General features: G+C 57.6%; 26 protein-coding genes and 2 pseudogenes. 19 read left to right on the top strand and 9 right to left on the bottom strand.

Annotation, left to right across the window (positions count from 1 at the left end; genetic code table 11):
- The first annotated feature begins 141 nt into the window (after positions 1–141).
- Together HQN82_RS24560 and HQN82_RS24555 are read left to right on the top strand one after the other, a co-directional pair.
- Complete coding sequence (locus HQN82_RS24560; RefSeq protein ID WP_173616237.1) at positions 142–447, top strand: DUF2249 domain-containing protein; 306 nt, start codon at positions 142–144, stop codon at positions 445–447.
- A 78-nt stretch (positions 448–525) separates the two neighbouring features.
- The gene (locus tag HQN82_RS24555; RefSeq protein ID WP_173616236.1) at positions 526–1,059 is read left to right on the top strand and encodes a DUF2249 domain-containing protein; all 534 of its coding nucleotides are present in this window, start codon (positions 526–528) and stop codon (positions 1,057–1,059) included.
- An 84-nt stretch (positions 1,060–1,143) separates the two neighbouring features.
- Here HQN82_RS24555 and HQN82_RS24550 read toward each other — a convergent pair whose 3' ends face one another.
- Entirely contained in the window at positions 1,144–2,376 is a 1,233-nt protein-coding gene (locus tag HQN82_RS24550; RefSeq protein ID WP_173616235.1) for an NnrS family protein, read from the bottom strand.
- A gap of 236 nt (positions 2,377–2,612) precedes the next feature.
- Between HQN82_RS24550 and nirK the strand changes: the two genes are divergently transcribed.
- The 8 genes and pseudogenes from nirK (at position 2,613) to HQN82_RS24510 (ending at position 11,082) form a co-directional block, all read left to right on the top strand.
- The gene (gene nirK / locus HQN82_RS24545) at positions 2,613–3,755 is read left to right on the top strand and encodes a copper-containing nitrite reductase (RefSeq protein WP_173616234.1); all 1,143 of its coding nucleotides are present in this window, start codon (positions 2,613–2,615) and stop codon (positions 3,753–3,755) included.
- A gap of 108 nt (positions 3,756–3,863) precedes the next feature.
- Positions 3,864–4,781 carry an SUMF1/EgtB/PvdO family nonheme iron enzyme gene (locus tag HQN82_RS24540; RefSeq protein ID WP_173616233.1) on the top strand — a complete coding sequence of 306 codons (918 nt, stop codon included), beginning with the start codon at positions 3,864–3,866 and terminating at the stop codon, positions 4,779–4,781.
- Positions 4,782–4,928: 147 nt separating this feature from the next.
- The gene (locus HQN82_RS24535; protein WP_003585377.1) at positions 4,929–5,630 is read left to right on the top strand and encodes a Crp/Fnr family transcriptional regulator; all 702 of its coding nucleotides are present in this window, start codon (positions 4,929–4,931) and stop codon (positions 5,628–5,630) included.
- A gap of 137 nt (positions 5,631–5,767) precedes the next feature.
- Positions 5,768–6,028, top strand: coding sequence for an antitoxin (locus tag HQN82_RS24530; protein ID WP_173616232.1), 261 nt, complete (start codon positions 5,768–5,770; stop codon positions 6,026–6,028).
- A 912-nt stretch (positions 6,029–6,940) separates the two neighbouring features.
- Positions 6,941–8,040, top strand: a protein-coding gene (locus tag HQN82_RS24525) for an IS3 family transposase (RefSeq protein ID WP_144115371.1) whose coding sequence is annotated in 2 segments (ribosomal slippage) — positions 6,941–7,193 and positions 7,193–8,040 — 1,101 coding nt in all. Because the reading frame shifts where the segments join, the coding sequence is not laid out codon by codon here.
- Between the two features lie 60 nt (positions 8,041–8,100).
- A pseudogene (locus HQN82_RS24520) lies at positions 8,101–9,324 on the top strand (two-component system sensor histidine kinase NtrB); the annotation flags it as partial.
- The gene (fixJ, locus tag HQN82_RS24515) at positions 9,311–9,949 is read left to right on the top strand and encodes a response regulator FixJ (RefSeq protein WP_173616231.1); all 639 of its coding nucleotides are present in this window, start codon (positions 9,311–9,313) and stop codon (positions 9,947–9,949) included. The pseudogene HQN82_RS24520 and the gene fixJ, both read left to right, overlap by 14 nt.
- A gap of 491 nt (positions 9,950–10,440) precedes the next feature.
- Positions 10,441–11,082, top strand: coding sequence for a helix-turn-helix domain-containing protein (locus tag HQN82_RS24510; RefSeq protein WP_173616230.1), 642 nt, complete (start codon positions 10,441–10,443; stop codon positions 11,080–11,082).
- A gap of 317 nt (positions 11,083–11,399) precedes the next feature.
- Here the strand turns inward: HQN82_RS24510 and HQN82_RS24505 are convergent, their stop codons facing one another.
- A complete protein-coding gene (locus HQN82_RS24505; protein WP_173616229.1) occupies positions 11,400–11,705 on the bottom strand; it encodes a DUF1236 domain-containing protein in 306 nt (101 codons plus the stop codon).
- An 84-nt stretch (positions 11,706–11,789) separates the two neighbouring features.
- Here HQN82_RS24505 and HQN82_RS25605 point away from each other — a divergent pair.
- The 5 genes and pseudogenes from HQN82_RS25605 to HQN82_RS24485 all read left to right on the top strand — a co-directional run.
- A pseudogene (locus HQN82_RS25605) lies at positions 11,790–11,995 on the top strand (SOS response-associated peptidase); the annotation flags it as partial.
- Positions 11,996–12,206: 211 nt separating this feature from the next.
- A complete protein-coding gene (locus HQN82_RS24500) occupies positions 12,207–12,524 on the top strand; it encodes a PepSY domain-containing protein (protein WP_072495350.1) in 318 nt (105 codons plus the stop codon).
- Positions 12,525–12,540: 16 nt separating this feature from the next.
- Positions 12,541–13,140 carry a general stress protein gene (locus HQN82_RS24495; RefSeq protein WP_173616228.1) on the top strand — a complete coding sequence of 200 codons (600 nt, stop codon included), beginning with the start codon at positions 12,541–12,543 and terminating at the stop codon, positions 13,138–13,140.
- Between the two features lie 1,103 nt (positions 13,141–14,243).
- Entirely contained in the window at positions 14,244–14,759 is a 516-nt protein-coding gene (locus HQN82_RS24490) for a YidB family protein (protein WP_173616227.1), read from the top strand.
- Between the two features lie 349 nt (positions 14,760–15,108).
- A complete protein-coding gene (locus HQN82_RS24485; protein ID WP_173616226.1) occupies positions 15,109–15,618 on the top strand; it encodes a PAS domain-containing protein in 510 nt (169 codons plus the stop codon).
- 370 nt (positions 15,619–15,988) lie between these two features.
- On the opposite strand, the gene HQN82_RS24480 is transcribed toward HQN82_RS24485, so the two are convergent.
- From HQN82_RS24480 to HQN82_RS24460, 5 genes are all read right to left on the bottom strand, one after another.
- Entirely contained in the window at positions 15,989–16,720 is a 732-nt protein-coding gene (locus tag HQN82_RS24480) for a gamma-glutamylcyclotransferase (RefSeq protein WP_173616225.1), read from the bottom strand.
- 66 nt (positions 16,721–16,786) lie between these two features.
- Complete coding sequence (locus HQN82_RS24475) at positions 16,787–17,248, bottom strand: Rid family hydrolase (RefSeq protein WP_173616224.1); 462 nt, start codon at positions 17,246–17,248, stop codon at positions 16,787–16,789.
- 97 nt (positions 17,249–17,345) lie between these two features.
- Positions 17,346–18,182, bottom strand: a complete 837-nt coding sequence (locus HQN82_RS24470; protein WP_345791263.1) for an alpha/beta fold hydrolase — start codon at positions 18,180–18,182, stop codon at positions 17,346–17,348.
- A 644-nt stretch (positions 18,183–18,826) separates the two neighbouring features.
- Positions 18,827–20,494 carry an FAD-dependent oxidoreductase gene (locus HQN82_RS24465; protein ID WP_173616222.1) on the bottom strand — a complete coding sequence of 556 codons (1,668 nt, stop codon included), beginning with the start codon at positions 20,492–20,494 and terminating at the stop codon, positions 18,827–18,829.
- 12 nt (positions 20,495–20,506) lie between these two features.
- Positions 20,507–20,809, bottom strand: a complete 303-nt coding sequence (locus HQN82_RS24460) for a UBP-type zinc finger domain-containing protein (protein WP_173616221.1) — start codon at positions 20,807–20,809, stop codon at positions 20,507–20,509.
- Between the two features lie 578 nt (positions 20,810–21,387).
- Here HQN82_RS24460 and HQN82_RS24455 point away from each other — a divergent pair.
- Positions 21,388–22,464, top strand: a complete 1,077-nt coding sequence (locus tag HQN82_RS24455; protein WP_173616220.1) for a nucleotidyltransferase family protein — start codon at positions 21,388–21,390, stop codon at positions 22,462–22,464.
- Positions 22,465–22,644: 180 nt separating this feature from the next.
- Here the strand turns inward: HQN82_RS24455 and HQN82_RS24450 are convergent, their stop codons facing one another.
- Positions 22,645–22,941 (bottom strand): hypothetical protein, encoded by a 297-nt coding sequence (locus HQN82_RS24450; RefSeq protein ID WP_173616219.1) that lies wholly within the window; start codon positions 22,939–22,941, stop codon positions 22,645–22,647.
- Between the two features lie 103 nt (positions 22,942–23,044).
- Between HQN82_RS24450 and HQN82_RS24445 the strand changes: the two genes are divergently transcribed.
- Positions 23,045–23,206 carry a hypothetical protein gene (locus HQN82_RS24445; protein WP_173616218.1) on the top strand — a complete coding sequence of 54 codons (162 nt, stop codon included), beginning with the start codon at positions 23,045–23,047 and terminating at the stop codon, positions 23,204–23,206.
- Between the two features lie 155 nt (positions 23,207–23,361).
- On the opposite strand, the gene HQN82_RS24440 is transcribed toward HQN82_RS24445, so the two are convergent.
- The gene (locus HQN82_RS24440) at positions 23,362–23,934 is read right to left on the bottom strand and encodes a TetR/AcrR family transcriptional regulator (protein ID WP_173616217.1); all 573 of its coding nucleotides are present in this window, start codon (positions 23,932–23,934) and stop codon (positions 23,362–23,364) included.
- Positions 23,935–24,007: 73 nt separating this feature from the next.
- Here HQN82_RS24440 and HQN82_RS24435 point away from each other — a divergent pair, with 73 nt between their 5' ends.
- Positions 24,008–24,415 carry a hypothetical protein gene (locus HQN82_RS24435; protein WP_173616216.1) on the top strand — a complete coding sequence of 136 codons (408 nt, stop codon included), beginning with the start codon at positions 24,008–24,010 and terminating at the stop codon, positions 24,413–24,415.
- A 364-nt stretch (positions 24,416–24,779) separates the two neighbouring features.
- Positions 24,780–25,193: a DUF1810 domain-containing protein gene (locus HQN82_RS24430; RefSeq protein WP_173616215.1), complete on the top strand. Its 414-nt coding sequence runs from the start codon at positions 24,780–24,782 to the stop codon at positions 25,191–25,193.
- The last annotated feature ends 608 nt before the right edge of the window (positions 25,194–25,801 follow it).

The raw sequence follows: 25,801 nt of genomic DNA, 5'->3' as shown, positions 1-25,801 counted from the left end.
GTCACGCAGACGGACCTGACGAGTCTCAGGTCTGTTTGCGCGGCGACAATGTCTCCCAACGCCAAGACGGATAGGTTTTTCCAGTCCGCCGGCCGGCCGCACCGCCGGGCATCATTCCATCCGCGGCCACGGAGCCAGCCTATGTCCCAAGCCCAAAGTGCGACCAATATCGATGTGCGCATCATTCCGCATCGCGAACGCCATCCGCGCATTTTCGGTGCACTTGGCGCGTTGACCGAGGGTCAATCGCTACAGATCACCAGCGATCACGATCCCCGTCCACTGCTTTACCAGCTCGCCACCAATTTCCCCGGCCAGTTCGGCTGGGAATATCTCGAACAGGGTCCGGACGTCTGGCGTCTCGATATCTGCCGGCTGGAAGAACAGGCCGAAGGTTCGGAAGACGATATCTCCGGCTGCGAATGCTGCTGCGGATCCGAACATTGACCCCAGCGCCTGCGGCATGGTGAAAATTCCTCTGGCGGACGGCCCCTGCCGCCGCCAGCCGACAGATGAGGTGATGCAATGACGGAAATGATCAGGGAACTCGATGTCCGGCCGCTTTTGCTGAGCGGCGGCGAGCCTTTTCCGGCCATCATGGAAGCCGTGGCAGGGCTTGCGCCCGGCGAGGCGCTGCGATTATACGCCACCTTCCGGCCCAGTCCACTGTTCAAGGTGATGGCGGAACGCGGTTTCAACCATCAGGTCCGGGAAATCGGCGGCGGCGACTGGGAGGTGCTGTTCACGCCGCGATCCAGTGAAGCCGAGCAGATTTCCGTGTCGCCCGCGCTTGCTGGCAACGCGGAGGAGCCGCAGATATGGCCCGACCCGGTCGTCTATCTCGATCTGAGCGATGAGGCGACCGGGGGTCAAACGACCCGTACGCTTGCCACACTTGACCGTCTTCCCCTGGGTTCCGTGATCTTCTTGTTGATGCCGCAGGAACCGACCTTCCTCTACCCGGAGCTTCTGGCCCGGGGTCATCAATGGGCCGGCAATTTCGACGAGGCGCGCACGGTGTTTCGCATCTTCATCCGCGCCGGTGCCGGTGCGCATTAAACCAGAAGTCAAATCCCGGAAAACGAAACGCCCCTGAAATTGCTTCCGGGGCGTTTCGTTTTGGCGGTATGGCAAGCAGGCCTTCTAGGCTTTGAGCGGTTTGCGCTCGCGCATCAGGATCGGCCCGTACTCGAAGCAGAAGAGAGCGAAACCAACGATCCAGAGAAGCGCCGAGCAGGCGTAGAGACGCATCATCGCGCCGGGGAAGAACTCGGCTGCCGGTCTCAGCAGTGCGCAGGCGATCAGCGCCACATAAGCGGCAATAGTAACTTTGCTGGCCGCAAGCTTTCGTCCGGTATGGCCGAGGCTCGCTCTGGTCATCACCGCAAGCATCATGCAACCGATGACGCCGACGGTGAAGACATGCAGGACCGAGCGTGTATCCATGACATCGAGAGCCGCCAGCGCAATGGCGATGAAACCGGCGGGGATGAAGGCATAGGCCGCATGCAGCACCACCAGCACCTGGTCCGGCCATGTCGTCCAGCCGCGCCAGCGGATGAGCCGCACCGCATGCATGAAAGCCGCCAGAAGCGCCGTTGTCACGGCCAGCATGCTCTCGGGTTCCATTGTCCAGGTGGCCAGCGCCGCAATGCCGGTGAGGATGGCGGCGGTGTCGAAGCCGTTATAGGGCACAGGAAAATCCGTGCGGCCGAAACGGTTCAGCCAGTTGCGAGTGAAACTCGGTACGATCCGGCCGCCGACGATAATGACGAGCACGGTGTAGGCTGAGACGGCAAGACGGGTCGCCATCTGGCTCGGGTCGCCTTCAATCGCCGCCAAATGGAAAACGATATTGGCGACGGAAAGCGCCAATAGCCCACCCAGCACTTTGAGGTCCTTCCACTTGCGCCCTGCAATGACCTCGCGCGCGCAGATCGTGAGAAGTGCCGGCAGGAAAAGTCCGTCAACGGTTGCGGCGGTGACCACACCCACCGTGTCTGGCACGAGCAGGAAGATCCGGCCCGCGCACCAGAGCGCAAACAGCCAGACCAGCGGTTTGCCCGATACGGGCAGCCGCCCCGTCCAGTTGGGCACAGCCGTCAAAAGAAAGCCGGCCAGCACCGCTGAAGCGAAACCGAACAGCATCTCATGGGCATGCCAGTTCGGCGGGCCGTAATCTCCCCCAAGGTCAATGAAGCCGGAAAGGGCTGCGATCCACAACACCATCGCCACGATGGCCCAAAGGGCGCCACCGAGAAAAAACGGCCGGAAGCCATAAGAAAAGACAACCGGGCCGGTGCGTGCCAGCCCCCTTGGAATGCCGCCTTTTGGCCGGCTGCGCCCTTGGGTGGGAACGGTTTGGCTGCCAGTCATTGTAATGCTCCTCATCTGGTCTTGACATATGTCTAGACGCAATCCCGTCTCGCTTCTTTGCGAACAGGCAAAGAGGAGGTGCTACCCGTGCGCATGAAGCCGTAACCGCCTGCCAAAATGTCGCAGGTGGCCCGACGCGCAGTTTGCTCCATCTCAAATTGTATTTCCGTACCTCCACTACAAATGCTGTGACAGAGCGAAGCATGCTCTGCCCCAAGAGGGACAGGAGAAATATGATGACGGAAACCTTCCACATCACACGGCGTAATATTCTCGCGGGCGCGGCATTTGCAGGGGCTTTGGCTCCGGTCATCATGCCATCGGCAGCGAGCGCGGCAGAGGAAAAAAAGGCTGCGGCCAAGCCATTGACGAAGGCTGAGATTGGAGTACTACCTCGCGTAAAAGTTGATCTCGTCAAGCCGCCCTTCGTGCATGCTCACACGCAGAAAGCCGAAGGCGGACCGAAGATCGTCGAGTTCACCCTCACGATCAAAGAGCAGAAGATGATCCTCGACGACAAGGGCACTGAGGTTCACGCCATGACCTTCAACGGTTCGGTTCCCGGGCCTCTGATGGTGGTGCACCAGGACGACTATGTCGAACTGACCCTTATCAACCCCGATACCAATGAGCTGCAGCACAATATCGATTTCCACTCGGCCACCGGCGCGCTCGGCGGCGGCGGGCTCACCATCGTCAACCCCGGTGAAAAGGCGATCCTGCGCTTCAAGGCCACCAAGGCCGGCGTCTTCGTCTATCACTGCGCACCTCCCGGCATGGTGCCGTGGCACGTCACCTCGGGCATGAATGGTGCGATCATGGTACTGCCGCGTGAGGGCCTGACGGACGGCCACGGCAAGGAACTCGTTTATGACAAGATCTATTATGTCGGCGAGCAGGACTTCTACATCCCGCGCGACGAGAACGGCAATTTCAAAAAATATGAAAGCGCCGGCGACGCCATGGCCGACACGCTGGAGGTGATGCGCAAGCTGACACCGAGTCACATCGTCTTCAACGGTGCGGTCGGCGCGCTAACGGGAGAACACGCCCTTCAGGCCGCCGTGGGTGAAAAAGTGCTGATCGTGCATTCGCAGGCCAATCGCGATACCCGCCCGCACCTTATCGGCGGCCATGGCGATTATGTCTGGGCAACGGGTAAATTCCGCAACCCGCCGGATATCGACCAGGAAACATGGTTCATCCCCGGCGGCACGGCGGGCGCGGCCTTCTATACCTTCGAGCAGCCCGGCATCTACGCCTATGTCAATCACAACCTTATCGAAGCCTTCGAACTGGGCGCGGCCGCCCATTTCAAGGTGACGGGCGAGTGGAACAACACCTTGATGCAGGCGGTGCTCGCCCCGTCGAGCATCTGACACAAACGGAAGCGCGCTCGTCGACAGCCGCGGGCGCGCTCAAGGTTCTGCTCTCCGCGCCTGAACGCAGGCCCGAATTTGGCGTCTTCTCGACGCAGGCAGGTTTCCATGGGCATTCCCCGCAACAGCCACTTCCCAAATGCCGTCTCGCTTCTTTTGCCGCTCTCGCTTACCACGCTTTTGGCAACGGCCATCGGTTTCCAGTCCGGGATCATCCGCAGCGGCATTGATGACCGCGCGGCTATGATGGCTCCACAGATCGTTATGGTGCCCGCAGGACATCTCACATACCGGGCAGAGGGCGAATATTTCCGCAATGGCTATGCCGTCGATGGCCCGGTGGTCGACGTGGTGATGCGGCAAAATCTGACGATCATGAAATATCAGGTATCGAGCGGCGATTATGCGCGCTGCGTAGCGGAAGGCGGCTGTCAGCAGCCAGAACCCGGCTTTGCCGCTCCGGTCGGCGGCGAGATACCGGCCACCGGTATCAGCCAGGATGACGCCCGCGCTTATGCGACGTGGCTGAGTGAGCGGACAGGCGAGGTCTGGCGCCTGCCGAGCGACGCTGAACTGGCTTTCGCCGCCGGCTCGCGTTTTCCGGATGAGACGCTGGGGGTCGGAGCGGACAGTGAAAACCCGGCCTTGCGTTGGCTGGCCGATTACGAGCGGCAGACCAGCCGTAAAGCCTCGGGCAACCCAGTTCCGCAATCCTATGGCAGCTTTGGCGAAAACGAATATGGCCTTGCCGATTTCGGGGGCAACGTCTGGGAATGGACATCGAGCTGCAGCCACCGCGTGACGCTCGGCAAGGATGGTGAGGCGATCGATAGCGTTGCCTCCTGCGGTATCCCGGTCGCGTCGGGAAAACACCGGGCGGCCATGAGCGCCTTCGTCAAAAACCCGAAGAGCGGAGGCTGCGCTGTCGGAGTACCGCCTGACAATCTCGGCTTCCGGCTGGTGAAGGATACGCGCTGGTATGCTCCGCTTGTCGAAAAGCTCCGGGCAGCCGGTCTGGCTACGTGATAGCCGTCACTTAAAACATCCAGTTGATTTATATCATTTGTACTTCTTCGCCCGATGGGTAGAGCTGTGTCGTGAGAATACACAACGCTCGCATCATGTTTCTCCTGGCGGGGAGCGCGCGGTGCCAGTTAACCGGAGAGGGTGCAAGTGAAGATTGACCGAAGCGTCATCCGGTCGCTGGCCTTGTTCGCCAGGATGGCCGACGATGAGCTGGACGGACTGCTGACGCACGCCACATCTCGGCTGGTGCCGCCGGGCGAAGCCATCTTCGAGCAGGGCCAGCCAGCCAAGCATTTCTTCCTGCTCATTCACGGCCGCCTGAAGGTGACGCAGGTCACGCACGATGGCCAGCAGATCATCGTGCGCGTGGTGCATCCCGGTGATCTCTTCGGTTTCGCCCGGGCGCTGCAACGGTCCGATTATCCCGGTACCGCAACCACGGCCGCCGAAAGCGTGATCCTTTCCTGGCAGACGGACCTCTGGCCGCACTTCGTCGAGCAGAACCCGCACCTTGCCGTCTCCGCCATGCAGACCATTGGCCAACGTCTTGAGGAAGCCCATACGCGCATCCGCGAAATGTCGACGCAGGAAGTTGAGCGTCGGGTGGCGCACGCCGTACTGCGCCTTTCGCAACAGGCTGGGCGCAAGGAGGTGGACGGTATTCGAATCGACTTCCCGATCTCGCGGCAGGATATAGCGGAAATGACCGGCACCACGCTCCACACCGTTTCTCGCATCCTGTCCAGCTGGGAGAGCAAGGGCCTTGTACAGGGCGGCCGGCAGAAACTTCTCGTATGCGATCTGCCGGGCCTTGCTCAACTGGCGGACGGCGATACCAGTCAAGTCTAGGGCGAGCCTTGGCCTCGCTCATTGCGGCAGCCTGCTCTTGCGCGTTTCTTACGCTCTGTCGGTTACAGGCAGGTTGCTAGTTTAAGTCACGGGACATATGATTTTTATAAAAGCGGTAAAATTGAAGGGAGCGAACCATGCCCCATGTCACCCGCGTATTTCAGTCCGGTAACTCCCAGCGGATTCGCCTGCCGAAAGAATTGCGTGTCGACGTCGATCGTGTGGACATTACGCAAGAGGGCGATGCACTGATCTTGCGTCCCCATGTTGAGCGTGCCGAGGCCTGGAACTCTTTGGCAGCAGCGATGGCGCGCGGCGTGAGCGACGATTTTATGAAAGACGTGCGCGACCAGCCAGATCGACAGGACCGGTTGGAGATTTATACGATGTTTCCGTAATCGCGCATCTTCTCGACACGACTGCGGTTATAACATTGATGGCCGCCGATCGGACAAATTCCGGCTCTCTATACGCCGACCGAAGAAACTTGAAACAATTTTGAAGCTTCAGCTTGCCGGGACTTGAGCAGCGCGTGACTGGCCGACACCCTTGTCACCCTGATGTGCGCAACCATGTGGATCGGCCTGGCCTGATCGAAGGCCTTGGGCTGGGTGGCAATAACATCCCAGTCGAAGTCGAGACGTCAGTCTGCATGTTCAAGATTCGCGCCGCCGACATGTTGATCGGGACGGGTCCGTCACGCATGAATGCGTGATCCTCATCGCAACCTCGTGCGCAAAGCCAGCGTAGACTTTCCCGGGCGTGGCCAGCTCTGGTAGTTCGTCCCGTCGCCGCTGAATTGTATATCACTTTCTACGGCCGTCTGTGGTCCGTAGGTTTGGCATGATCTCCCGCCGACGCATGAAACAATTGCCGGTCGCCGGCCAGCGCGCTATGCCAATGTAACATATGGTTAGCGATAGGATGGGCACCTCGATGGCGGACGCGAAAAGTATGATGCCGATCAGGGACCGGAAAAGATCCAATGGCGGGTTGCGCTCGCTTTGCGACAGACGTAGGGGAATTCCATCGCAGCTTCATCGATCTTCGTTCTGTTTATTTTGAGTGTTTCTCATGGACCTACTCGATGCCCCTGCTATCTACATACTGTTTGTTCCTCCAATTCTCCTGGCCGCAATAACCGGAGGTTTGCGGCTTGGACTGCTGGCATTTTTCCTGGCGTTTGGCTCGGCAAGCTATCTGAGATCGCTTACCCCCGGCGGCGCCCATGACGTGCCCCCAATGAATTAGGCCATTTAGAACTGGAATTTTCCACTTATGATTCCTTGTGGGAAGAAGAGGAGAATTCGATGAAGGCCTCGAAGTTTTCGGAAGCGCAGATCGCGTTTGTTTTGAAGCAGGCAGAGGATGGAACGCCCATCGGCGAGGTCTGCCGCAAGGCGGGAATTTCGGACGCGACGTTTTACAATTGGCGCAAAAAATACGCGGGCTTGATGCCCTCGGAGATGAAGCGGCTACGACAGCTTGAGGAGGAGAATGCCAAGCTGAAGCGGATTGTTGCCGACCTGTCGCTGGACAAGGCCATGCTGCAGGATGTGCTTTCAAAAAAGCTTTGAGGCCTGCCCGCAAGCGCAAGCTTGTCGACACGATCAAGGCGGACTGGAAGGTTTCGATCCGGCGTGCATGCTCGGTGTTGAAAGTCGACCGGTCGCTCTATGTCTACAAGTCCAGGCGTGGCGAGCAGGCCGAGTTAAAGCTGAAGATCAAGGACATCTGCCAGACGCGGATACGCTACGGCTACAGGCGTGTGCATATCCTTATCAAGCGTGAAGGCTGGTCTGTGAACCCGAAGCGAATCTATCGTCTTTACAAGGAGATGGACCTCCAGCTCCGCAACAAGGTTCCCAAGCGCCGGGTCAAGGCGAAGCTGCGGGCTGACCGCACGGAGCCTAGCCATTCCAACCATGTCTGGGCGATGGATTTCGTTCATGACCAACTGGCCACTGGTCGCAAGATCAGGGTTCTGACGGTTGTTGATACCTTCTCTCGCTTCTCGCCAGTGGTGGATGCTCGCTTTAGCTACAAAGGCGAGGATGTCGTTCAGACATTGGAGCGGGTCTGCCGACAGATCGGATATCCGGCGACCATACGTGTGGATAATGGCAGCGAATTCATCTCCCGAGACCTTGACCTCTGGGCCTATCACAAAGGTGTCGTGCTTGACTTCTCGCGGCCAGGCAAACCGACCGACAACAGCTACATCGAGAGTTTTAATGGCAAGTTCCGCGCCGAGTGCCTGAACGCTCACTGGTTCATGAGCCTTGACGACGCGCGGGCAAAGATGGAGGATTGGCGTAGAGACTATAATGAGTTCCGGCCACACAGCGCGATCGGCAACAAAGTGCCGATTTCGCTCATGAGCGGCTCATCGGCATCACCGCCGACATGAGCCATAACCCCGGAAAATTCCAGCTCCCGTTGGCCCAAAATCGGGGAGCACTTCACCCAAGTCCCCGAGTTGATCGTTTTCGGAGCGGTCGGCATTGCAATTGCGTACCTCGGCGGGTCGCTCAAACGCCTAAGGCATCAATACAAGGCGGCAGAAGAAGCGCTGAACACGCGCGAGGCACACCTAAGGTCTATACTCGATACTGTGCTCGATGCCACGATCGTCAGCCAGCAGGATGGCACGATTGTCTCTTTCAATGCAGCTGCCGTCAGGCAGTTCGGGTACTCCGAGGACGAAGCAATTGGGCAAAATCTTCGAATGCTGATGCCACAACCTTATCGGCACGAGCACGACGGCTACCTGCAGCGCTATCTCGCGACCGGCGAAAAACGCATTATCGGAACCGATAGGGTCGTGGTCGGCCAGCGCAAGGACGGATCGACATTTCCCATGAAGCTCGCGGTTGGAGAAACCCATCGGGGGGGCAAACGGTTTTTCACCGGTTTCGTGAGAGATCTTACCGAAAGGGAGGAATCAGCAGCCCGCCTCCAGGAAATTCAGACTGAACTGGCAAGATTGGCACGGCTGAACGAAATGGGAGAGATGGCATCTACCCTCGCCCACGAGCTGAACCAGCCGCTTTCGGCGATTGCCAACTATGTTCATGGTTGCGCACGCTTGCTACAGGGCTCCGAAAGCGAAAGGGACAGGCAATTACACGAAGCCCTGAGGGAAGCAGGTGAACAAAGTGTCAGGGCAGGTCAAATCATTCGCCATCTCCGAGAATTCGTAACTAAGGGTGAGACTGAGAAGCTGCCTCACAAACTCCGTCATCTGGTTGAGGAGGCGGGCGCACTGGCGCTGATGGGTTCAAGAGAAAAAGGTGTGCGATCCGTCTTTGACTTTGCTGCTAGCGACGATATGGTCATGGTCGACCGAATTCAAATACAGCAGGTACTCACGAACCTGATGCGCAATGCAGTCGAGGCGATGGGCGTGTCCCAAAAGAAAGACCTTCGGGTGAGCATCAAGGCTGCTGAAAGCGGCAAAGCCGCAGTGATAGTCGAAGATTCCGGCGCCGGCATTCCCAATGAGATTTCCGATCAGTTGTTCAGGCCTTTTGTCACGACTAAGGCTGGCGGAATGGGAATCGGGCTGTCCATATCGAAGCGTATCGTCGAGGCTCACGGCGGAGAGATAACCGTGTCACGTAGCGAGCTCGGAGGAGCAAGATTCACATTCACACTGCCAGCCTATGATGGGGAAGAAAATGGCGAACGATGATTTCACTGTGCACGTCGTTGATGACGAGGAAGCTGTCAGGAAATCGCTCGCCTTTATGCTCAGCATGAGCGGTCTTGGTGTGAGAGTGCATGATACGGCTACCGCCTTCGCATCACTTGCACCCAGACTTCACCGCGCTGTGCTGGTGACTGATTTGCGCATGCCGGACATAAGTGGTGTTGAGCTGATCCGACGGATCCGCTCAGAGGGCGTGCGTATACCATCGATAGTGATTACCGGCCATGGCGATGTGCCTATGGCGGTGGAGGCAATGAAGGCCGGCGCCGTTGACTTCATCGAAAAGCCATTTGCCGATACGGTCATCATCGACGCGATCCACCGTGCGGCTGCCCGTCTGGATCCCCGTGCTCCCGAAACGGAATCGGCAGAAGAAGTACGCAAAAGACTTGAGACGCTGAGCGAACGCGAGCGACAGGTTCTTGCGGCGGTGGTGGCGGGGCACCCGAATAAGTCCATAGCCTTCAATCTCGACATAAGCCCGCGAACCGTGGAGGTCCACAGAGCTAACGTCATGGGAAAAATGAAAGCTCGAAGCCTTCCCGAGCTGGTCCGCATGTCACTTTCGATTGAAATCGCGGATTTTGGAAACTCCGACGGAAATTGATCCAGAACAAGGCGCGCAAGGTCAAGAGGCTGTTCAACTGGCTCTGCTTGTCGCGTTATTGCAATGTTCCCGGTGTCAATTTGCCGACTACACGACATATAACTTCGATTGTGAAGGACCCCGCACTGTCGCGCGGCTTGGCGTTCGCCCTGCGCGCGTACGGATATGACGTCGCGTCATTCCGGTCCTGGAAGCATGCCGGAGAATCGGTCGGTGGAGCGATTTGTGTTATTCTCGACGGCTCCCTTCCAGAATGCGAGCGGGAAGCATGTCTCGCAACCCTCCCCGTAAAGACGCCTGTCCTTTTTCTTGCAGAAGACGAGACGTTCAGCAACGAGAGGCCAAGCATACAAATCCTTCACAAGCCGCTAACGGGCACGGATATCGTGAGTGCGCTGATGCGGCTAGGTAAAAACCCTTAGTGGAACGAACGAATTTTGGCAGGCGTCGCTCTGCGGCATAGTCGGGCATTCCAATGAGGGTCAGCTCACATGCTCGCTAAGGCTTCCGCCAGTTATTCCTCCCGTGGTTCGTCTCCGTCACCCGGTCTCCCAATGGGGGTTGTCCGCCCGCGCCCTGTCACTTTCCATGCTTCCGGTAGTGAGATTTACGCGCAGGGCGAAAAGTCTGGATCTCTGTACAGGATCGAATCCGGGGCTGTGCGCATCTACCGTCTGCTTACGGACGGGCGTAGGCAGGTTGTTGCGTTCCATGTGCAAGGGGAAATATTCGGTTTTGAGGCGTGGGGATGTCGGAGCTTCTACGCCGAGGCGATCGTGCCAACCGGGTTGACGCCGATCGAGGCAGAAGGAACCGAAATTCATCGCGGCGAATTGATGGCGCTCGCCTTGCGAAGCATGATTCGGGCCCAGGAGCATCTGCTCGTGGTTGGCCGCCAAAGCGCCCTCGAGAAACTTGCGGTATTCCTTGTTGACCTTGATCGTCGACAAGGCGATGTTGGAATCATCGATCTGCCGATGACGCGAACGGATATCGGCGATTATCTCGGGATGACGGTTGAGACGGTATCGCGGAGCATGTCCAGGCTTCGCGAGAAGGGTATTGTTCGCCTGAAGAACGCCCGCTGTATCGAAATAGTCAGACGCGACAAACTCCAGGCGATCAGCGAGTAATCCGCTCCCCGGCCCGAGTGAGGGGGAGTGCGTGCAGAACCTGCCATCACCCGATCTCGGTCTGGCACCCTCCGCATTCTTCTCCTTGGTTTTGTCAGGTGCTGCAGGAGCTGTGTGGAGGCCTGGCCGGACCACGCGGACGCGGTATTCGAGGCGGGGGCCATTGGACCCTGTAAGGTCGGTCGCTGTCATCGGCGCGTGAAACGGCACTGCATGTCCCGCTCGGCGGGGGAGATTTTGCGCGGCTCAGCACGCAACCAACCGGTCAAACTGTTGGGCGCACCGTGGCGACCAACAGTGAATGGCAACGACGGTCGTCAGATCGTGAGAACGTAGACGATCTCGTAGGTCGCAGGATCGATGATGATGATCCGTTCGTCAGCAAGAACGATATATTCGTAATCACGGTACTGCGGAACGATCTGGATCACGCGCGCTGGGAGCTTATGAAGCCTAACGGTTCTTAGGACCGCGGTTCCAACGGAAATGCTGAATGTCGGACGGACGGGTTCGACCTTGTTTTCGATAATGACATTTCGAATTTCGGTGCGCTGCTCGGTCGTGACATTGACGTTCACTTGCGAACCGGCCTTCTGCTCTTTTGTCGCCGCAGATGGCGACACTTAGACATCGCCGTTGGTCGCACCAGCAGTGCCTCTCTTACCGTCGTGGTTTTGGAAGAACCAGGTATCCGTGCTTTTCGTGGTCCGGTTATCAGCTCTGCCGAACGGGATCCGACGGACAAACAGGAACGCGGCTCTGTGCCTAACGCCTGGTTTGCCCGCGATGAGACGAAACCGCCGATATTCTGCGCTATCCACGTGCCAAAATGAAAAAGGTCCGGAAGGTTCGCAACGGGATCACGATCGACGATCTCTATGGTTTCCTGACTACCGATGCCAATCGCCTCGTGTAGCTTTCCGGGCGCTCCACCGCTTCAGTTGCTACCTCCCTCTTATTCGGCCGTTCGCCTGCGCAACTGTCCAGACCCTTGCATGGTCGCTCGTATGCCCGACGCGCCGCCATGCTTGTTGAGCACTTTGCCTCCGATGCTGGAACCAAAACAACATCAGAGGGTTAATCAGGTGGATCAATCTTCGCAGATCCGACCTAGGGAGAAAACCATGAAAAACACTATCCTCACTGCCGCCTTCATTTGTGTCTCGGCCCTTACAGCACATGCTCAAGGTGCGCCCGCCGCCAACAGCGACGGAAACACGCCGGCAATTGCGACCCCCGACACGAAAAACCCGACGGCCCCGGTCGAGGGCGCCAACAGTTTTACTGAGGACCAGGCAAAGGATCGGATCGAAAAAGCGGGTTATACGGGGTTGAAGGATCTCAAGAAAGACGACAGGGGCGTTTGGAATGCCACCGGCATGAAGGACGGCAAAACTGTTTCGATCGCTCTCGATTATCAGGGCAATGTTGTTGCCAAGTAACTCCTAGGAGGATGTTATGAGAACTGTTACCGGACTTTTTGACGATTACGCAGACGCAAGTTCCGCCGTCAGTGAACTCGAAGCTCTGGGCGTACCATCCAGCGATATCAGTATCGTTTCCAATAACGCCGATCGGCGGCACGAAGAGTCGAATGCCGCAGAAGGGGCCGGAACTGGCGCGGGGATCGGTGCGGTCGTCGGCGGCGCGGGTGGCCTGCTCACCGGCCTTGGCTTGATGGCCATTCCGGGCGTCGGCCCGGTCGTCGCAGCCGGCTGGCTTGCCGCGACTGCAGCCGGCGCGGCAGCCGGTGCGGTTGCAGGTGGGGCCGCTGGTGGGATTATTGGCGCACTGACGAGCTCCGGCGTCCCGGAACGAGATGCCCACTTCTACGCCGAAGGCGTCCGCCGGGGTGGCACCCTCGTCACCGCAAAAGTGGATGACGCCTTGGCGCCGGAGGCTGAAGCCATTCTCAAACGCTCGAATTGGGTCGATCCGACAGAACGTCGCGCCGCCTACGAAAAGCAAGGATGGACGCATTTCGACGAAACGCTCTCGCCCTACGAGGCCAACCAGATCGAGCAGGAACGGCTTCGCTATCGCCGCAATGGTATGTGAGAGTTTCAGGAGGGGCGCCACGGTGGCGCCCCTTCAGTGACGCCCGATACCGCCTTTGATAAAGATCTCGTTTGTAAGACAATTGCCGCGATTAATTTAACGGTCTGCGACATAGATTTCATTCCACCCGCTCAAATTAGTATGCAGAATTCGTAAGCGGGACAGCCAGCCGGCCGTAAGAGCCCCTCGCCCCTTCGTCAGCCGTTTGAAGCCTGAAATCTATCGGCATGCAAAACCTTGCAACTCCGCGCGGGCCCCGTTTCGGCACCGTCCGTCCACGCAGGGAATATCGCAAACCAAGTTTTAACCATTGCCGTCAATTATAATATGGCGCGGCTTGTATAGCGTCCGCGCGTTCCCGTCGGAGACACTCGCATTTTCCGAAAGATTTTACTTTTCCTGATCGTCACCTTGTCTACAATATTTGCGGCCATGCTGATCGCAGTGATTGCAGCGCAGACAAATTGGATCGCGAGTTGGGACAGCGAAATAACGCTCGCCCCTGGCACAGCTAATAAGCTCTAACTGCGATCGCGACATTGCCGTCTCGCGAAGGTCGAATGCAGATGCTCGACTCAATCCTCACCCTGATTGTCATTTTTATCCCGTCTACGCGTTCTTCAAATGGGTTCATCATGACGCGCAAAATGCGGGCACATCCTCAAAATCGGACCAGGCTAGCCGCGGCCTAAAACGCCACTAATTTTCGCGCTGCCGCTCTCCTGTCGATGATGAAAGATTTCCCCGCGCCTGCATTTAAGATCCCGAAAGCCTCCGCTCGACCAGGCATGGTGCAGGACTGCCGTCATTGCCGGACGATCCAAGTTGGGCGCAAATCCTATGGCGTCTCGACCTCGCCGAACGAAGTGAACGACATGAGCGGAAGGTAGCTTGCTCTCAGGGGCGCACCCGCATGGCGCCGCTATCGGACATCCGTTTCTCTCCCTCCCAGCCCGTTCATTAGCGCGTTTATCAGAAGAAGCGGCTGCCAGTCTCCATCCATTGACCTCATGGAACCTCATTGCCGACGAATCGTTTTGTTTTTTGCGAGAGGGCCACGTCGCCATGTTTTCTCGGGGCCCAGGAAAACAAGGAGAAAAATCATGGTGAGCGGCCAACTGAAAGCATTGCTGGGTGTACTTGCGGTAGCAGGCTATCAGAACAGGGAAAAAATCGCGGAATTTCTGAGGGGGTTGAACACGCAGCAGACTTCCGGAGCTAACCGGGATGAAGAAGCGTCCTCCACCCAGACAAGCGCGGCCGACCCACTCGGCAAGCTCGGTGGCGGCAGGGAGTCGGGCGGCATCGGATCTATTTTTGACAGCCTCACCTCAGGAGGAACTTTAAGCGGTGGTCTGAGCGACCTTCTCAAGACGTTCCAACAAAACGGCTTCGGGCAGAAGGCGGAGTCCTGGATCAAGCCGGGGGCAAACGACGACATCAATGCCGACGAACTCTCAGAGGCGATCGGGCCGGAGGTTCTCGATGAATTGGCGGCGAAGACACGTCTGTCGCGGGAAGAGATATTGGCGCGTCTTAGCAAGGATCTACCACAAGCTGTCGATGAACTGACGCCAGATGGGACCATTCCATCCGACCAGCAGGTTTCGAAGCCCTGATATTAATCCTTGCCGGATAGCGCTGACACGCTGTGGGCTGCTTGATCTGTTGAGAAAATGCTCGCCGCGAGAGGTCGGCATACAAAATGTCGCGGACGCTTTCTACTCTCTGGAGCAACAGGAAATTGGAGGCGGCAGGCCCATTTCCGCTGATCACGAAACATCGGTCAAAAGCCGAGGTTCTCATCGCGACCGTAAACCCTACGCAGTTTACTTGCCTGCAACCAGGTGGCTGGGCGTCAGACATGTAGCTCAATGGCATTGGCGGGTTTGGAGATTGCTGCCCGCTACCATTGCCCGGCAAATAAATGTGTAGCAAGGTGCCACCGATGGATGGGGGTACAAGTCCATGAAGCAACCGCACATGCAAGTTGCCCAGGTTCTGATGAAGGGCGCGGGCTTTTATTCATGGTGTCTCCGGGAGAACAGCCTGACTGCTGACAAGGCTTTTGCAGAGATATATGAAATCGATGAAGGAGAACTCGCGCGCGGTGTTCCAGTCGAGTTTATTCTTGAACGTATCGTGGAGGAAGATCGGCCACGGCTGGCCGCTAGAATTCATGAAGTCATCCTGGGGGGAGAACCACTCGTCTCGCCGTATTCAATCGAGTGTCCCAGCGGACGTCGAAAATCCCTTCTGAGTATGGGCTCCTGCTCTCGAGACCTGGACAATCTTCCTTCAATCTATTCCGGGGTCGTACTCATTGAGCAGACCGCTGAGACGAAACTCGAGACGGGTCATCTGGAATCGCAAATAACATCCGCTATAAAAATCGCCAGGAATGCGGGGCTTGAGCTCACCGAACGATACCTTTTTTCGGCGCTGAGATCGATGTCGTCTTCGGAGCTTCAAACGTGAACGAAGGGCGCGTAGTGAGCAGCTTGTGACACCAGCGAGGAGAACGTGAGCCGTACGGCAACCGGCCTTCGGACCTTTCCAATGAGCTTCTGGCACTCGCCCACCGCGTTCGTCGGTGGGGCGCCCGTGGCGATGCTTTCGTGGCAGAAACACAGATTTCATTTCTTTCTAAGCTTCACCGTAATGCCACCGTTTAACCACTGGCGCGTGTAGGCGTCTAGATGAAAGCCGACCCGTTGGTCTGTTGAAATACCAAGAAATTGAGGCAAGCGTGCAATGCCTTGGCCTGCAGTCGAAAGAGATCGTCGACAGCAGAACACGCTGATACGTCTTGCGGCCGATACTCTTTATAGGCAGGCGGCATCAACGATTATGCGGGATGAGCCTGTCGCGGGAGAGCTTCAAGCCTTTCCGCGACAAGTTTTTCCAACTGCCAGAGATTTCGGTCGAAAATGTTGCGCTCCGCCAGATCAAGAACCGTGCGATGCAGATATTCCGCGCAGGACCCTGCCGGTCCGCACGCTTGGGCGATCAGCGCGGCGGCCTCATTGAGAGGCACCTTGTATGTCAGCGGCGACTGCTTCGGGCTTGCCCAGAACGTTAGTACCCGACGGGCGCCCGCCGGCGTCTTGACCGTGACCCAACGTACCATGTCAGACACCTCGGCATACCGGATTTCGCGCGCTAGAAGGTTCCGGAGATCTCGTTTCTTTGTAGCACATGGAAGCTTGAGAACCACGCCGGAACACCTTCCCCCTGGCTGAAGGGCGAGCATCAGGCCAGGCGCGTCCGAGGTGGCACGAAGCCGTTCGATCCTTAGCGAGAACGCACGATGCCAACCGTGGACGACGGCGTTTTCCATGCCCGCCACTTCAAATCCGGGGTTCCACATCAGTGAGCCATAGGCGAATATCCAGATTTCCTCTTCACCAGCTTGCTTCTCTACCCGCTGGACAAGTTCGTCGAGTTGTTCGGGCGAGATTGGCGTCCAGTCCGGCTCCGGGCCTTCCTCTTCGACGACTCTGAACGACCTGGCAACGAGTTCCGAGGTCAGATACAAGGTCGCTGGCGATCGTGTGTTGACGGAAGATGGTCTCGGCATTCGGAAAACCTGTCCTGAGATGTTCGCCGCCGAGTTCACCGGTGGCGTTTGGAGCGGCTTCTGCCTTTATGAGGCGGGCGGGACGTCGACCACCGCGCGGAACGTGATCTCCACGATCTGTTCAGGGAAGGCCAGCGCGCCCACTCCGATCAGGTTGCTCGCTACCGGCGGCGTATCTGTACCGTACATCTCCTTGCGGACCTTGGCTCCGGCTGCGAACGCGCTCGGGATGTCGAGAACAAAAAGTGTCTCTTCCACAACGTCATTGAGAGAGGCGCCGAATTCGGCGAGCAGTTTCCCGGCATTGATGTAAGTCTGACGGATCTGCGCTTCCATCTGCGTGAAGTCGACTGGCCGGCCTCCGGCGTCAAGGGTTGCGGGCGCCACGAGCTTTCCATCGCCATCGTGGCTGAGCTGTCCCGAGATATAGATCGTGTCCTTGATCTGGACAGCCTGCGCGTATCCGAAAGCCTGCTCCCAGGCCACGCCGTGGTTTACGATTTTCCTGAGAGATTTGGTGGTCGACATGATTAGTTCCAATCGTGAAGTGGCGCTTTCCGCGCGTATGGATATCTGAATTTGGGAGACCGGGGTATGGGGGAACGGCAAGTTCCCGCGATGTCGTTCAGGACCGGATGAAGGCCAGCAGATCGGCGTTCAGCACATCGGCATTGACGGTGAGCATGCCATGCGAGAAGCCGGGATAGGTCTTCAGTGTGCCGTTTTTCAGCAGCTTGACCGACTTGTGAGCGGAGTCGGCGATCGGAACGATCTGGTCGTCTTCACCGTGCAGAACAAGCGTCGGAACGCTGATATTCTTCAGGTCCTCGGTCTGGTCGGTTTCAGAGAAGGCCTTGATGCCGTCGTAATGGGCCTTTGCGCTGCCCATCATGCCCTGACGCCACCAGTTCTGGATCACGCCTTCATGCACGGTCGCGCCATCGCGGTTGAAGCCATAGAACGGGCCCGCCGGTACGTCGCGGAAGAACTGCGCACGGTTTGCGGCAAGCGCGGAGCGGAAGCCGTCAAAAACTTCCATCGGCAGACCTTCCGGATTGGCTTCAGTCTTCAGCATCAGCGGCGGCACGGCGGAAACGAGAACCGCCTTGGCGACACGGCCGGCGGGTTCGCCATGCTTTGCGACATAACGGGCAACTTCGCCGCCGCCGGTGGAATGGCCGATATGCACGGCATTCTTCAGATCGAGCGCTTCAACGACCGCAAAGGCGTCGGCGGCGTAGTGGTCCATGTCGTGACCATCGGCAACCTGGGCGGAACGGCCATGACCACGGCGGTCATAGGCGACAACACGAAAACCCTTGGAAACGAAGAACAGCATCTGCGCATCCCAGTCATCGGACGAGAGCGGCCAGCCATGGTGGAAAACGATCGGCTGGGCATCCTTTGGGCCCCAGTCCTTATAGAAGATTTCGGTGCCGTCCCTGGTTGTTACAGTGCTCATGCTCTTGGTTCCTTCGGTGGCGGTAGTGGCGGAATCACTCTTGGCCGCGAAGCCGAAAACGGGAGACATCGCTGTAACGGCAACGGCCGTACCTGCGGTTAGCACCAAGTTCCGGCGTGTGATAGATGTGATATTCGTGGTCATCTCGCGTCCTGCGATTTCGTTTTGAAAACTTCAGGCGACGCTGTGTTCGTCTGATAGGAGCGATATTGCCGTGGCCAGCGTCCATCTACAATTGATTGAATAGTGTCGAGTTTATTTCATATTTTGCAATAATCCGGACACGGAGTGTGGGGTAATGCTCCTAGCTCCGCCGATGGTCCCGGGGAACAGGCAGATGCCAAGTCTCTTCGTCTCCGTTTGCGGGAGCACGATATCCTTTATGAAGCTTGGAGACTCCGTAGAAGTGGCCGATTGCACCACCACGATCGGAAATGACCAAAGTTTGCCTTGGTCCACGGACATACCGGGCGAAGCGAAAGACAGGTTTTGTCCGCACGCAGAATTGAGAACCTCCCGTAGAGGACACCGCGCGATGCAAGCGTGTTGTCACGGCGGGCGACTGATCAACGACATGGGAGGAAACGAAAAGCGACCGTCTGACGTCATCAGTCTTCAGCGCCCGACGGATTCACCGGGATAATTCAACCGGGCTGCCGGCCAAGACACTCATGAATCTGAGAGACTACAGCGGCACCCTCGCCCACGGCGGCGGCGACACGCTTGGTGGATCCTGCCCTGACATCACCGATCGCGAACACATTTTGAACACTCGTCTCGAGTGGAAGAACGGATGTGCGTACAGAAGAAGCCCTGCCCGTCATGACGAATCCCTTGTCGTCGACGTCGACATCGGAGCGTAACCATGACGTGTTCGGATCAGCGCCAATAAATAGGAAAAGGTGCCGGACCTTGAAGGTTCGTTCACCACCTGATTGACGGTGTCGCATCACGGCCCCGCTCAGACCAGTCGAGCGGTCTCCCTCGAGGGCAACAATCTCGCTGTCGACATGGATTTCGACATTGGACAGCGCCCCGATACGGTCAATAAGATAGCTGGACATCGTATCTTTGAGAGGTCTTCGGACAACAACATGGAGCTGCCGGACCCTGGGAGCAAGGAAGACAATCGCCTGCCCTGCCGAATTCCCTCCTCCGACGAGGACGACCTCTTCACCTTCGCATAGTTTTGCCTCGATAGGAGACGCCCAATAGGAGACACCCGACCCTTCGAATTCGGCGAGATTTGCCAACTGCGGGCGGCGATAACGCGCCCCGCACGCGATCACCACGGTCCGCGCATCGACGCTCCGTTCGCCATCGAGACCCAACCGCAATATTGAACCAGTTCCCAATGGTGATTGGGCAGCCCGCAGGTCAATAACGGGAATAGGCAAAGCAACCTCGACCCCGAATTTTATCGCCTGGTTGAGGGCACGCGCCGCAAGATCTTGCCCGGAAATTCCCGCAGGGAAGCCAAGGTAGTTTTCGATCCGTGCGGACGCTTCCGCCTGGCCGCCTGCGGATCGTTCGTCAATTGCCAGGACGCTCAAACCTTCGGAGGCCGCGTAGACGGCGGCCGCCAGGCCGGCCGGGCCGGCGCCGATGATTGCAACGTCGTAGACGGTACCGGAAACGATCTCCTGTGCGACGCCCAGACAAACTGCCGCCTCGTTGTCTGTCGGATTCTTCAAAATGGCGCCGCCGGGGCACACCATCAGTGGCAGTTCTTCTCTCAAGATACCCAGTCGATGGACAAGATCGCGGCCTTGTCCGTCGGCGTCAGCGTCAAGCGCGACATACGGATATCCGCTTCGCGCCAGAAAGCCTTGAAGGCGGATAAGGTCGGCACTGCCCGGTTGACCTATCAGTACAGAACCGGCACCGCCCTGATCTATCAGGGCGACGCGCCGAAGTATAAACGCGCGCATCACGATCTCTCCGATATCGGCCGTGCCGATGATCAGAGCTCTAAGACGCGGGGCGTCGAATGAAACGGCCATGCACCCCTCCGTACCGGCACGCCCACTCGCCAGGGATGGCCTGCCCGATAGCTGGCTGACCTCTCCGGAAAATTGACCCGTCGTATGTCGGGTCACGGGAACGCTGGATGACAGGCCGTCCTGGCGCAAAACCTCAATCGATCCTTCGAGCACCAGCCAGGCGGGTGCGTGCCTCTCGCCGACATTGAAAATCATCTCACCGGGCAGAAAGTACCGCGGTTCGTCATCAGCGAAACGTCTTGCCGTCGCAATCTGTTGCGGATCGAGTGCCGGAAACATCTGGTGTTCACGTGAGCCTGCGACGGTCATTTCTGTTCCATCTCAGTAGTAGCGGGGAATCGGGCCGCGTTGGGGCGTCTGGTCCGGCAGATCCACGAATGCCTCGTCGATATAGCACCAGCCCCAACCCTCAGGAGGATCGTAACCTTCTATGATGGGATGGCCGGTCTCGTGAAAGTGCAAGGTCGCATGCTTGCCGACCGATTGATCACAGCAGCCGACGTGGCCGCATTGACGGCAGATCCGCAAGTGGAACCACTCCATGTTCTCCTTGAGGCACTGCTCGCAACCGATCGTCCTCGGAGTGACCGACCGGACTGTGGATTTGTGGTTGCATCCGCTCATGACCATGCTCCATCACCATACCAATGAGAGTATCCCAGTTGTTGAGAACTCATTTCTCGTTCCTCAGCGCCCTGCGACGCCCGTCCACGCCGTGCGATGGGGATCCGGGTTCATGTGCAAGGCTCTTTGATGCAATCGATCGCTCATTGGGCCAGCCGTTACTCTTCGATGAAGAGGTTATGCCCCGCTGAGCGGGAGTGCGATACCAGACTATGGTGTAGGTGGCTGATGGTCTGATCAGCGTACCGTAGCGAAAGGCTGGCTCCATCAGCATCCACGGGGCCAGTCCCGTTGTCGCAATCTTTCTCATCGACAGCCGATGTTCGCGACTTTGCAAATACGCCCGCGACAAAGCCGCCACCCCGGCGGCAAGGAGTTCGCGCTTCTAAGCCGGACTGGCATTGTCTCCTCTCTGATCAAACCGCGCAATGTTGCTGGAAAAGTGTACGACTGTTCGCCTTGAGGGTAGCGCTGGCGTTATAAGTTTCTGGCAAACACTTATAACCTTGACACGCGTCCGTGTCGTTATAAGTTTTTGGCAAATCCTTATAACTGCATTTCGGGCACGAGAGGAAACAATGCTGAGAGAGATTGATATCAGCTACCGCACAATGTTTGCGGAGTTGACACAACGAACGCTCGACGCCCAATTTGTGGCGGACTTTCCCTTAGAGGGATGGTTCGTGACTGTAACCGTCAAAGATCGCGACTACTGGTATTTCGACCTCCCGACTCCTGAAGGCAAGGACAAACGAAGATATGTCGGCCCGCACTCCGACGAGGCGATTACAGCACGCGTGAAGGCCCACAAGGAGATCAAGGACAACATTCGGGAGCGCAGACGCATGGTCAGCACCCTGCGTCGCTCCGGCCTGCCCGGACCAGACCCGTTTGCGGGCGCTGTCACGCGGGCCTTGGCCGATGCTGGATTGTTCCGGTTGCGCGCTGTTCTTATCGGGTCGGTGGCATTCAGCACCTATGCCGGGATGCTCGGCGTTCGCCTGCCATCGGCAGTTATGCAGACAGGCGACGCCGATTTCGCGCAGGACTTCGCCATTTCGGCCGAGGTAAAAGACAGCCTGCCGCCAATCCTGGAGGTTCTTCAGTCAGTCGATCCCGATTTTCGAGCAGTGCCGCACCAGGCGGACCGGGCCAAAATCGTAGCCTTCCAGAATGCCAGGGGCTACCGCGTTGAGTTCCTGACTGGAAATCGGGGATCGGAGGAATACACAGGCAAGACGTCGCCTATGCCTGCACTCGTTGGCGCTTCGGCGGAAAACCTGCGATTCCTTGATTACCTGATCTACGAGCCCGTCCGCACGGTGCTTCTCTTCCGCGAAGGCGTGAACGTACTTGTCCCAGCCCCGGAGAGGTACGCTGTCCACAAGCTGATCATATCGTCTCGAAGGCGGTCGGACGCTCTTGGACGGCTGAAGGCAGACAAAGACCTCTCACAGGCCGCCTTGCTCTTCCAAGCTTTGGTGGAGACGCGCCATAATGACGAACTGGCCGATGCATGGGAGGAAGCATGGGATCGGGGAGACGCCTGGAAAGAGGGCATAGTCAGCGGCCTTCGGAGACTACCCAAGAGCGGAGTGAAAGCCCTCGAAAATACGCTCGGGCCCGAGATGCTACAAAGCGTGCTGCAAAGGTAAAGATCGGCAAGCCGTAGGACTGCGCGTCGATATTTTCTTCTGGACGTAATGGCGTCACCTTACCGCCCAGTTTGTTGACTCGGTCTTCGGGTTGTCGTGCCTAAAGCGTCGCGTGCTTCGGACGCCATCGGTTCTTGTCACCGCCGAATAACAGTGGCCGTAATGCCGTTCGGATTTTTCCTAACCGCGCCCATTTCGGAGGGGAGAAGGGTATCTGGAATGACGCCCTTCCCTGTAGACGGGTTGGAAATGGCCGCTACGCTTCGGCCGGTCTGGCGCAATCCACTGTCCACCCATCGGGCCGTCGCTGTCGCTGCCTTGCTCACGGTCGCCAGGCTGGCCGATCGGCACGGGGGGCGCACCTTCGTCATTGTTGGTGATGATATCCTCGTCCTTGGCTCTCGGCCGCCATGTTGAGCCGCGTGTGGCTTTCCGGTCGTCCGGCCGGCCTACGGTATTCGGGTTCAAATCTCTCATGATGGTCTCCTTTCCCAAGGCGAACCCTCAAGGCGCGCGGATGTTCCGGTGCTCGGAACTCGAATCGAGGCGGTTGCATTTGGGCACCAGAAGGAGGGGTGCTATGCCAGACTATGACGTAAAGCCGTACACCGTCGAGGAACTTCGACAGGAATACTCGGTCAGCCTGCCTCAGGCGGTGGAGGTGCAGGATCGTTTCGGCGGAGACCGGCGGACCATCAAAAAACTTATGAAACGGTGTCCCGTTCGCGGTGATGAGCACTAGGAATATGGCAAGGATGTTCCCAAGGAAGAGTTACTCCTGCCCGGCACACGCCCGTAATCTCATGCGCGGGCGGTGCCTGCGGAAGCACTCGTTGCACGGCTGGCATCTCTCAATGAATACCAGGCTTGTGCTGGATAGGGACTGCAAATCGTCTGTCATCCGTTGGCGCTGTCGTTGAGTTTAAGTGACATTCCGTAGATAGTGACATGAACGTCAACGAGACGTTTCATGTGATCGATGTCCGTCGCCGCATAGCGAAGGCCGCGAAGGCCATAGGTGAGCGCCGCCGCAAACTCAGCCCGAGAAACGGGTAGCGTCCAGTTCGAGACGTGCTCTTCCAGAATCCGAACCAGAAACTGTTGAAACCGCTCGTAGACCTCCCGAACCGCCGGAAACCGGAAATCAAAAAGGTCTGCGGCGTCAGGATGGGCTGAAGCCAGTTCCACCCCGTGTAGGCCCCAAACGGTACAGGCATGCAACAATTTCCCATCAACGGACTCAATCTGGTCGACGGCATGCTGGATCTTTGCGAGGGATCTTGCGTCCATCATCTCAATGACGCGGCTGAAAATCGCCTCTTTGTCCGGGAACAGGAGATAAAGCGCGGGCCGGGAGATACCTGCGGCTCTTGCTATGTCGCCCATCGTTGTGCGTGCGAAGCCGTAGCGCACAAAAACATCCTCCGCCGCGACAGCAACCTTCTCTTCCCGGTCTGAAAATCTTTCCATTCCCGATTCTTGACATAATAACAAAAACTGTCAATCTTTGACATTTGAGCGAATTTTGTCAGAAAGTCATATCATGGAACTTTATACCCTCTCGCCCCAAATCCTGGCAGACGCGGCTGAACGGCTCGGCGGCAATCCCGTCGTGATGATAAATCTTCTCCGCTTCCGCGAAAGTCCTCACTATCCGAGCGGGTTCGTGGATATGAAAGAGACGTCACGGGCAGCATACTACGAAGGCTATGCTGGCGTTTTCCAGGAGGTCGCATCAAAACTCGGGATTATCTCCGAACGTCTTTACGTCGGATCCAGGGTCATGACGTTAGTCTCGACCGAGGACGAACAGTGGGACGACATCGTGATGATACGCTACGACAGCTTTTCGGACCTGCTTTCAATCATCAGGCATCCGGACTACCTTTTGCGTGCCGAGCCCCACCGCCAGGCCGCAATCGCGAACTGGCGGTTCATTGCAAGCCAATGAACACCGCAACTCGGTGGCCGCGAGCATTCTGCCGACGTTCCCATAGCCAATTTGCCATGATCGGCCAGTCAAAGCGCCCCGCCCTGATTATTGTAGTGCACCGCGATGGTCGCTCGGGCGGGCGCCCGTAGCGCATCGTCGTTCGAATGATGTCCTGGATCAAGGTATGTGCAGCAAACGACAGCGCACGGACTACTTCGTTCGGATGCGGGGTTCGACGTGGACGCGACGCAAGCTGCGACATGCCTAAGCGGTTTCGGGAACAGCAGGCCAGCCCCGACGTTGTCAGGATTAACCCGCGAGATCGCGCTGTGGAGCGCTTAAGACCGGTTTTGCTGGACCTTGCAATCGGAGAAAGCTGACGATGAAATTCAATCTCGAGCGCTTTGTGACGGCGCAGCAAAACATTTACGAGGTGGCGCTCAGCGAATTGCAGGCGGGACTGAAGCGCTCACACTGGATGTGGTTTATCTTTCCGCAACTGCGTGGCCTTGGCCGTTCGGAAACTGCGCGCTTTTACGCGATCTCGGGTCGTGCGGAAGCGGAGGCGTATTTGACGCATCCTATGCTTGGATCACGCCTCGTCGAGTGTACGACCGCCATGCTGCGGCACACCGATCTGAGCGCGCATGACATTCTCGGATCCCCGGATGATCTCAAATTTCGATCCAGCATGACGTTGTTCGGAGCTGTTGCTGAACGGGATTTACCTTTCCAAGCCGCACTGGACATGTTTTACGCAGGAGACCGTGATGAGAGCACGCTTCGGCTGCTGTAGTAGAAATAACGCTCGCCGACGCTGCCAGCATATTGGATGTAGCACGAGCCGGCGAAGGTCGTCATGACCAGTCGGGCAGACTTTGGCCGCCGTTAAGGTTCATTGTTTCGGACCCGTGCTACCGATGTCAGATCGCTTATTCCTCGTTGGGCATGCAGTCACGCGCAAATTTCGGCAGCGGGCTCCCCTCGTGGCATCGTTCGAGAATGCGTTTGGCTTTATAAAGAGCAAACGGTGCCGGTAGCGCACTCGTTCTTTGCGCATCGATCATCTTCTCTAGCTGCAGGATGGCCCGTTCCAACGGGTTAGCTGTAGTTCGTATGGGTCGCGGGAAATATCGAGCATGACCCGAGTTGATTGACATCATGTCACCTCATCGGTTGTTGTTATGGCCGGATACATTATGACAAAGACGACATATGCGCGGCGTGGAATTCAACAATGCGCCTTGTGGTAAATGAAAGTTTGCAGTCGTTCCGATTTGAAGCTCCGTCTGATTTCGCTGTCAGTTCCGGAGGGTAAATGCCACAAGAGATAGAGGGCACTTGTTCTTCGCTCGGCAGGAATTGGCCGTGATGGTTTTCTCCGACCTCAGGAATGAGTCCAAC

It is taken from the genome of Agrobacterium pusense (assembly GCF_013285525.1).
Lineage (GTDB): Bacteria > Pseudomonadota > Alphaproteobacteria > Rhizobiales > Rhizobiaceae > Agrobacterium > Agrobacterium pusense.
Note: the sequence above shows the minus strand (reverse complement) of the source record. Positions and strands in the feature narration are given on the sequence as shown.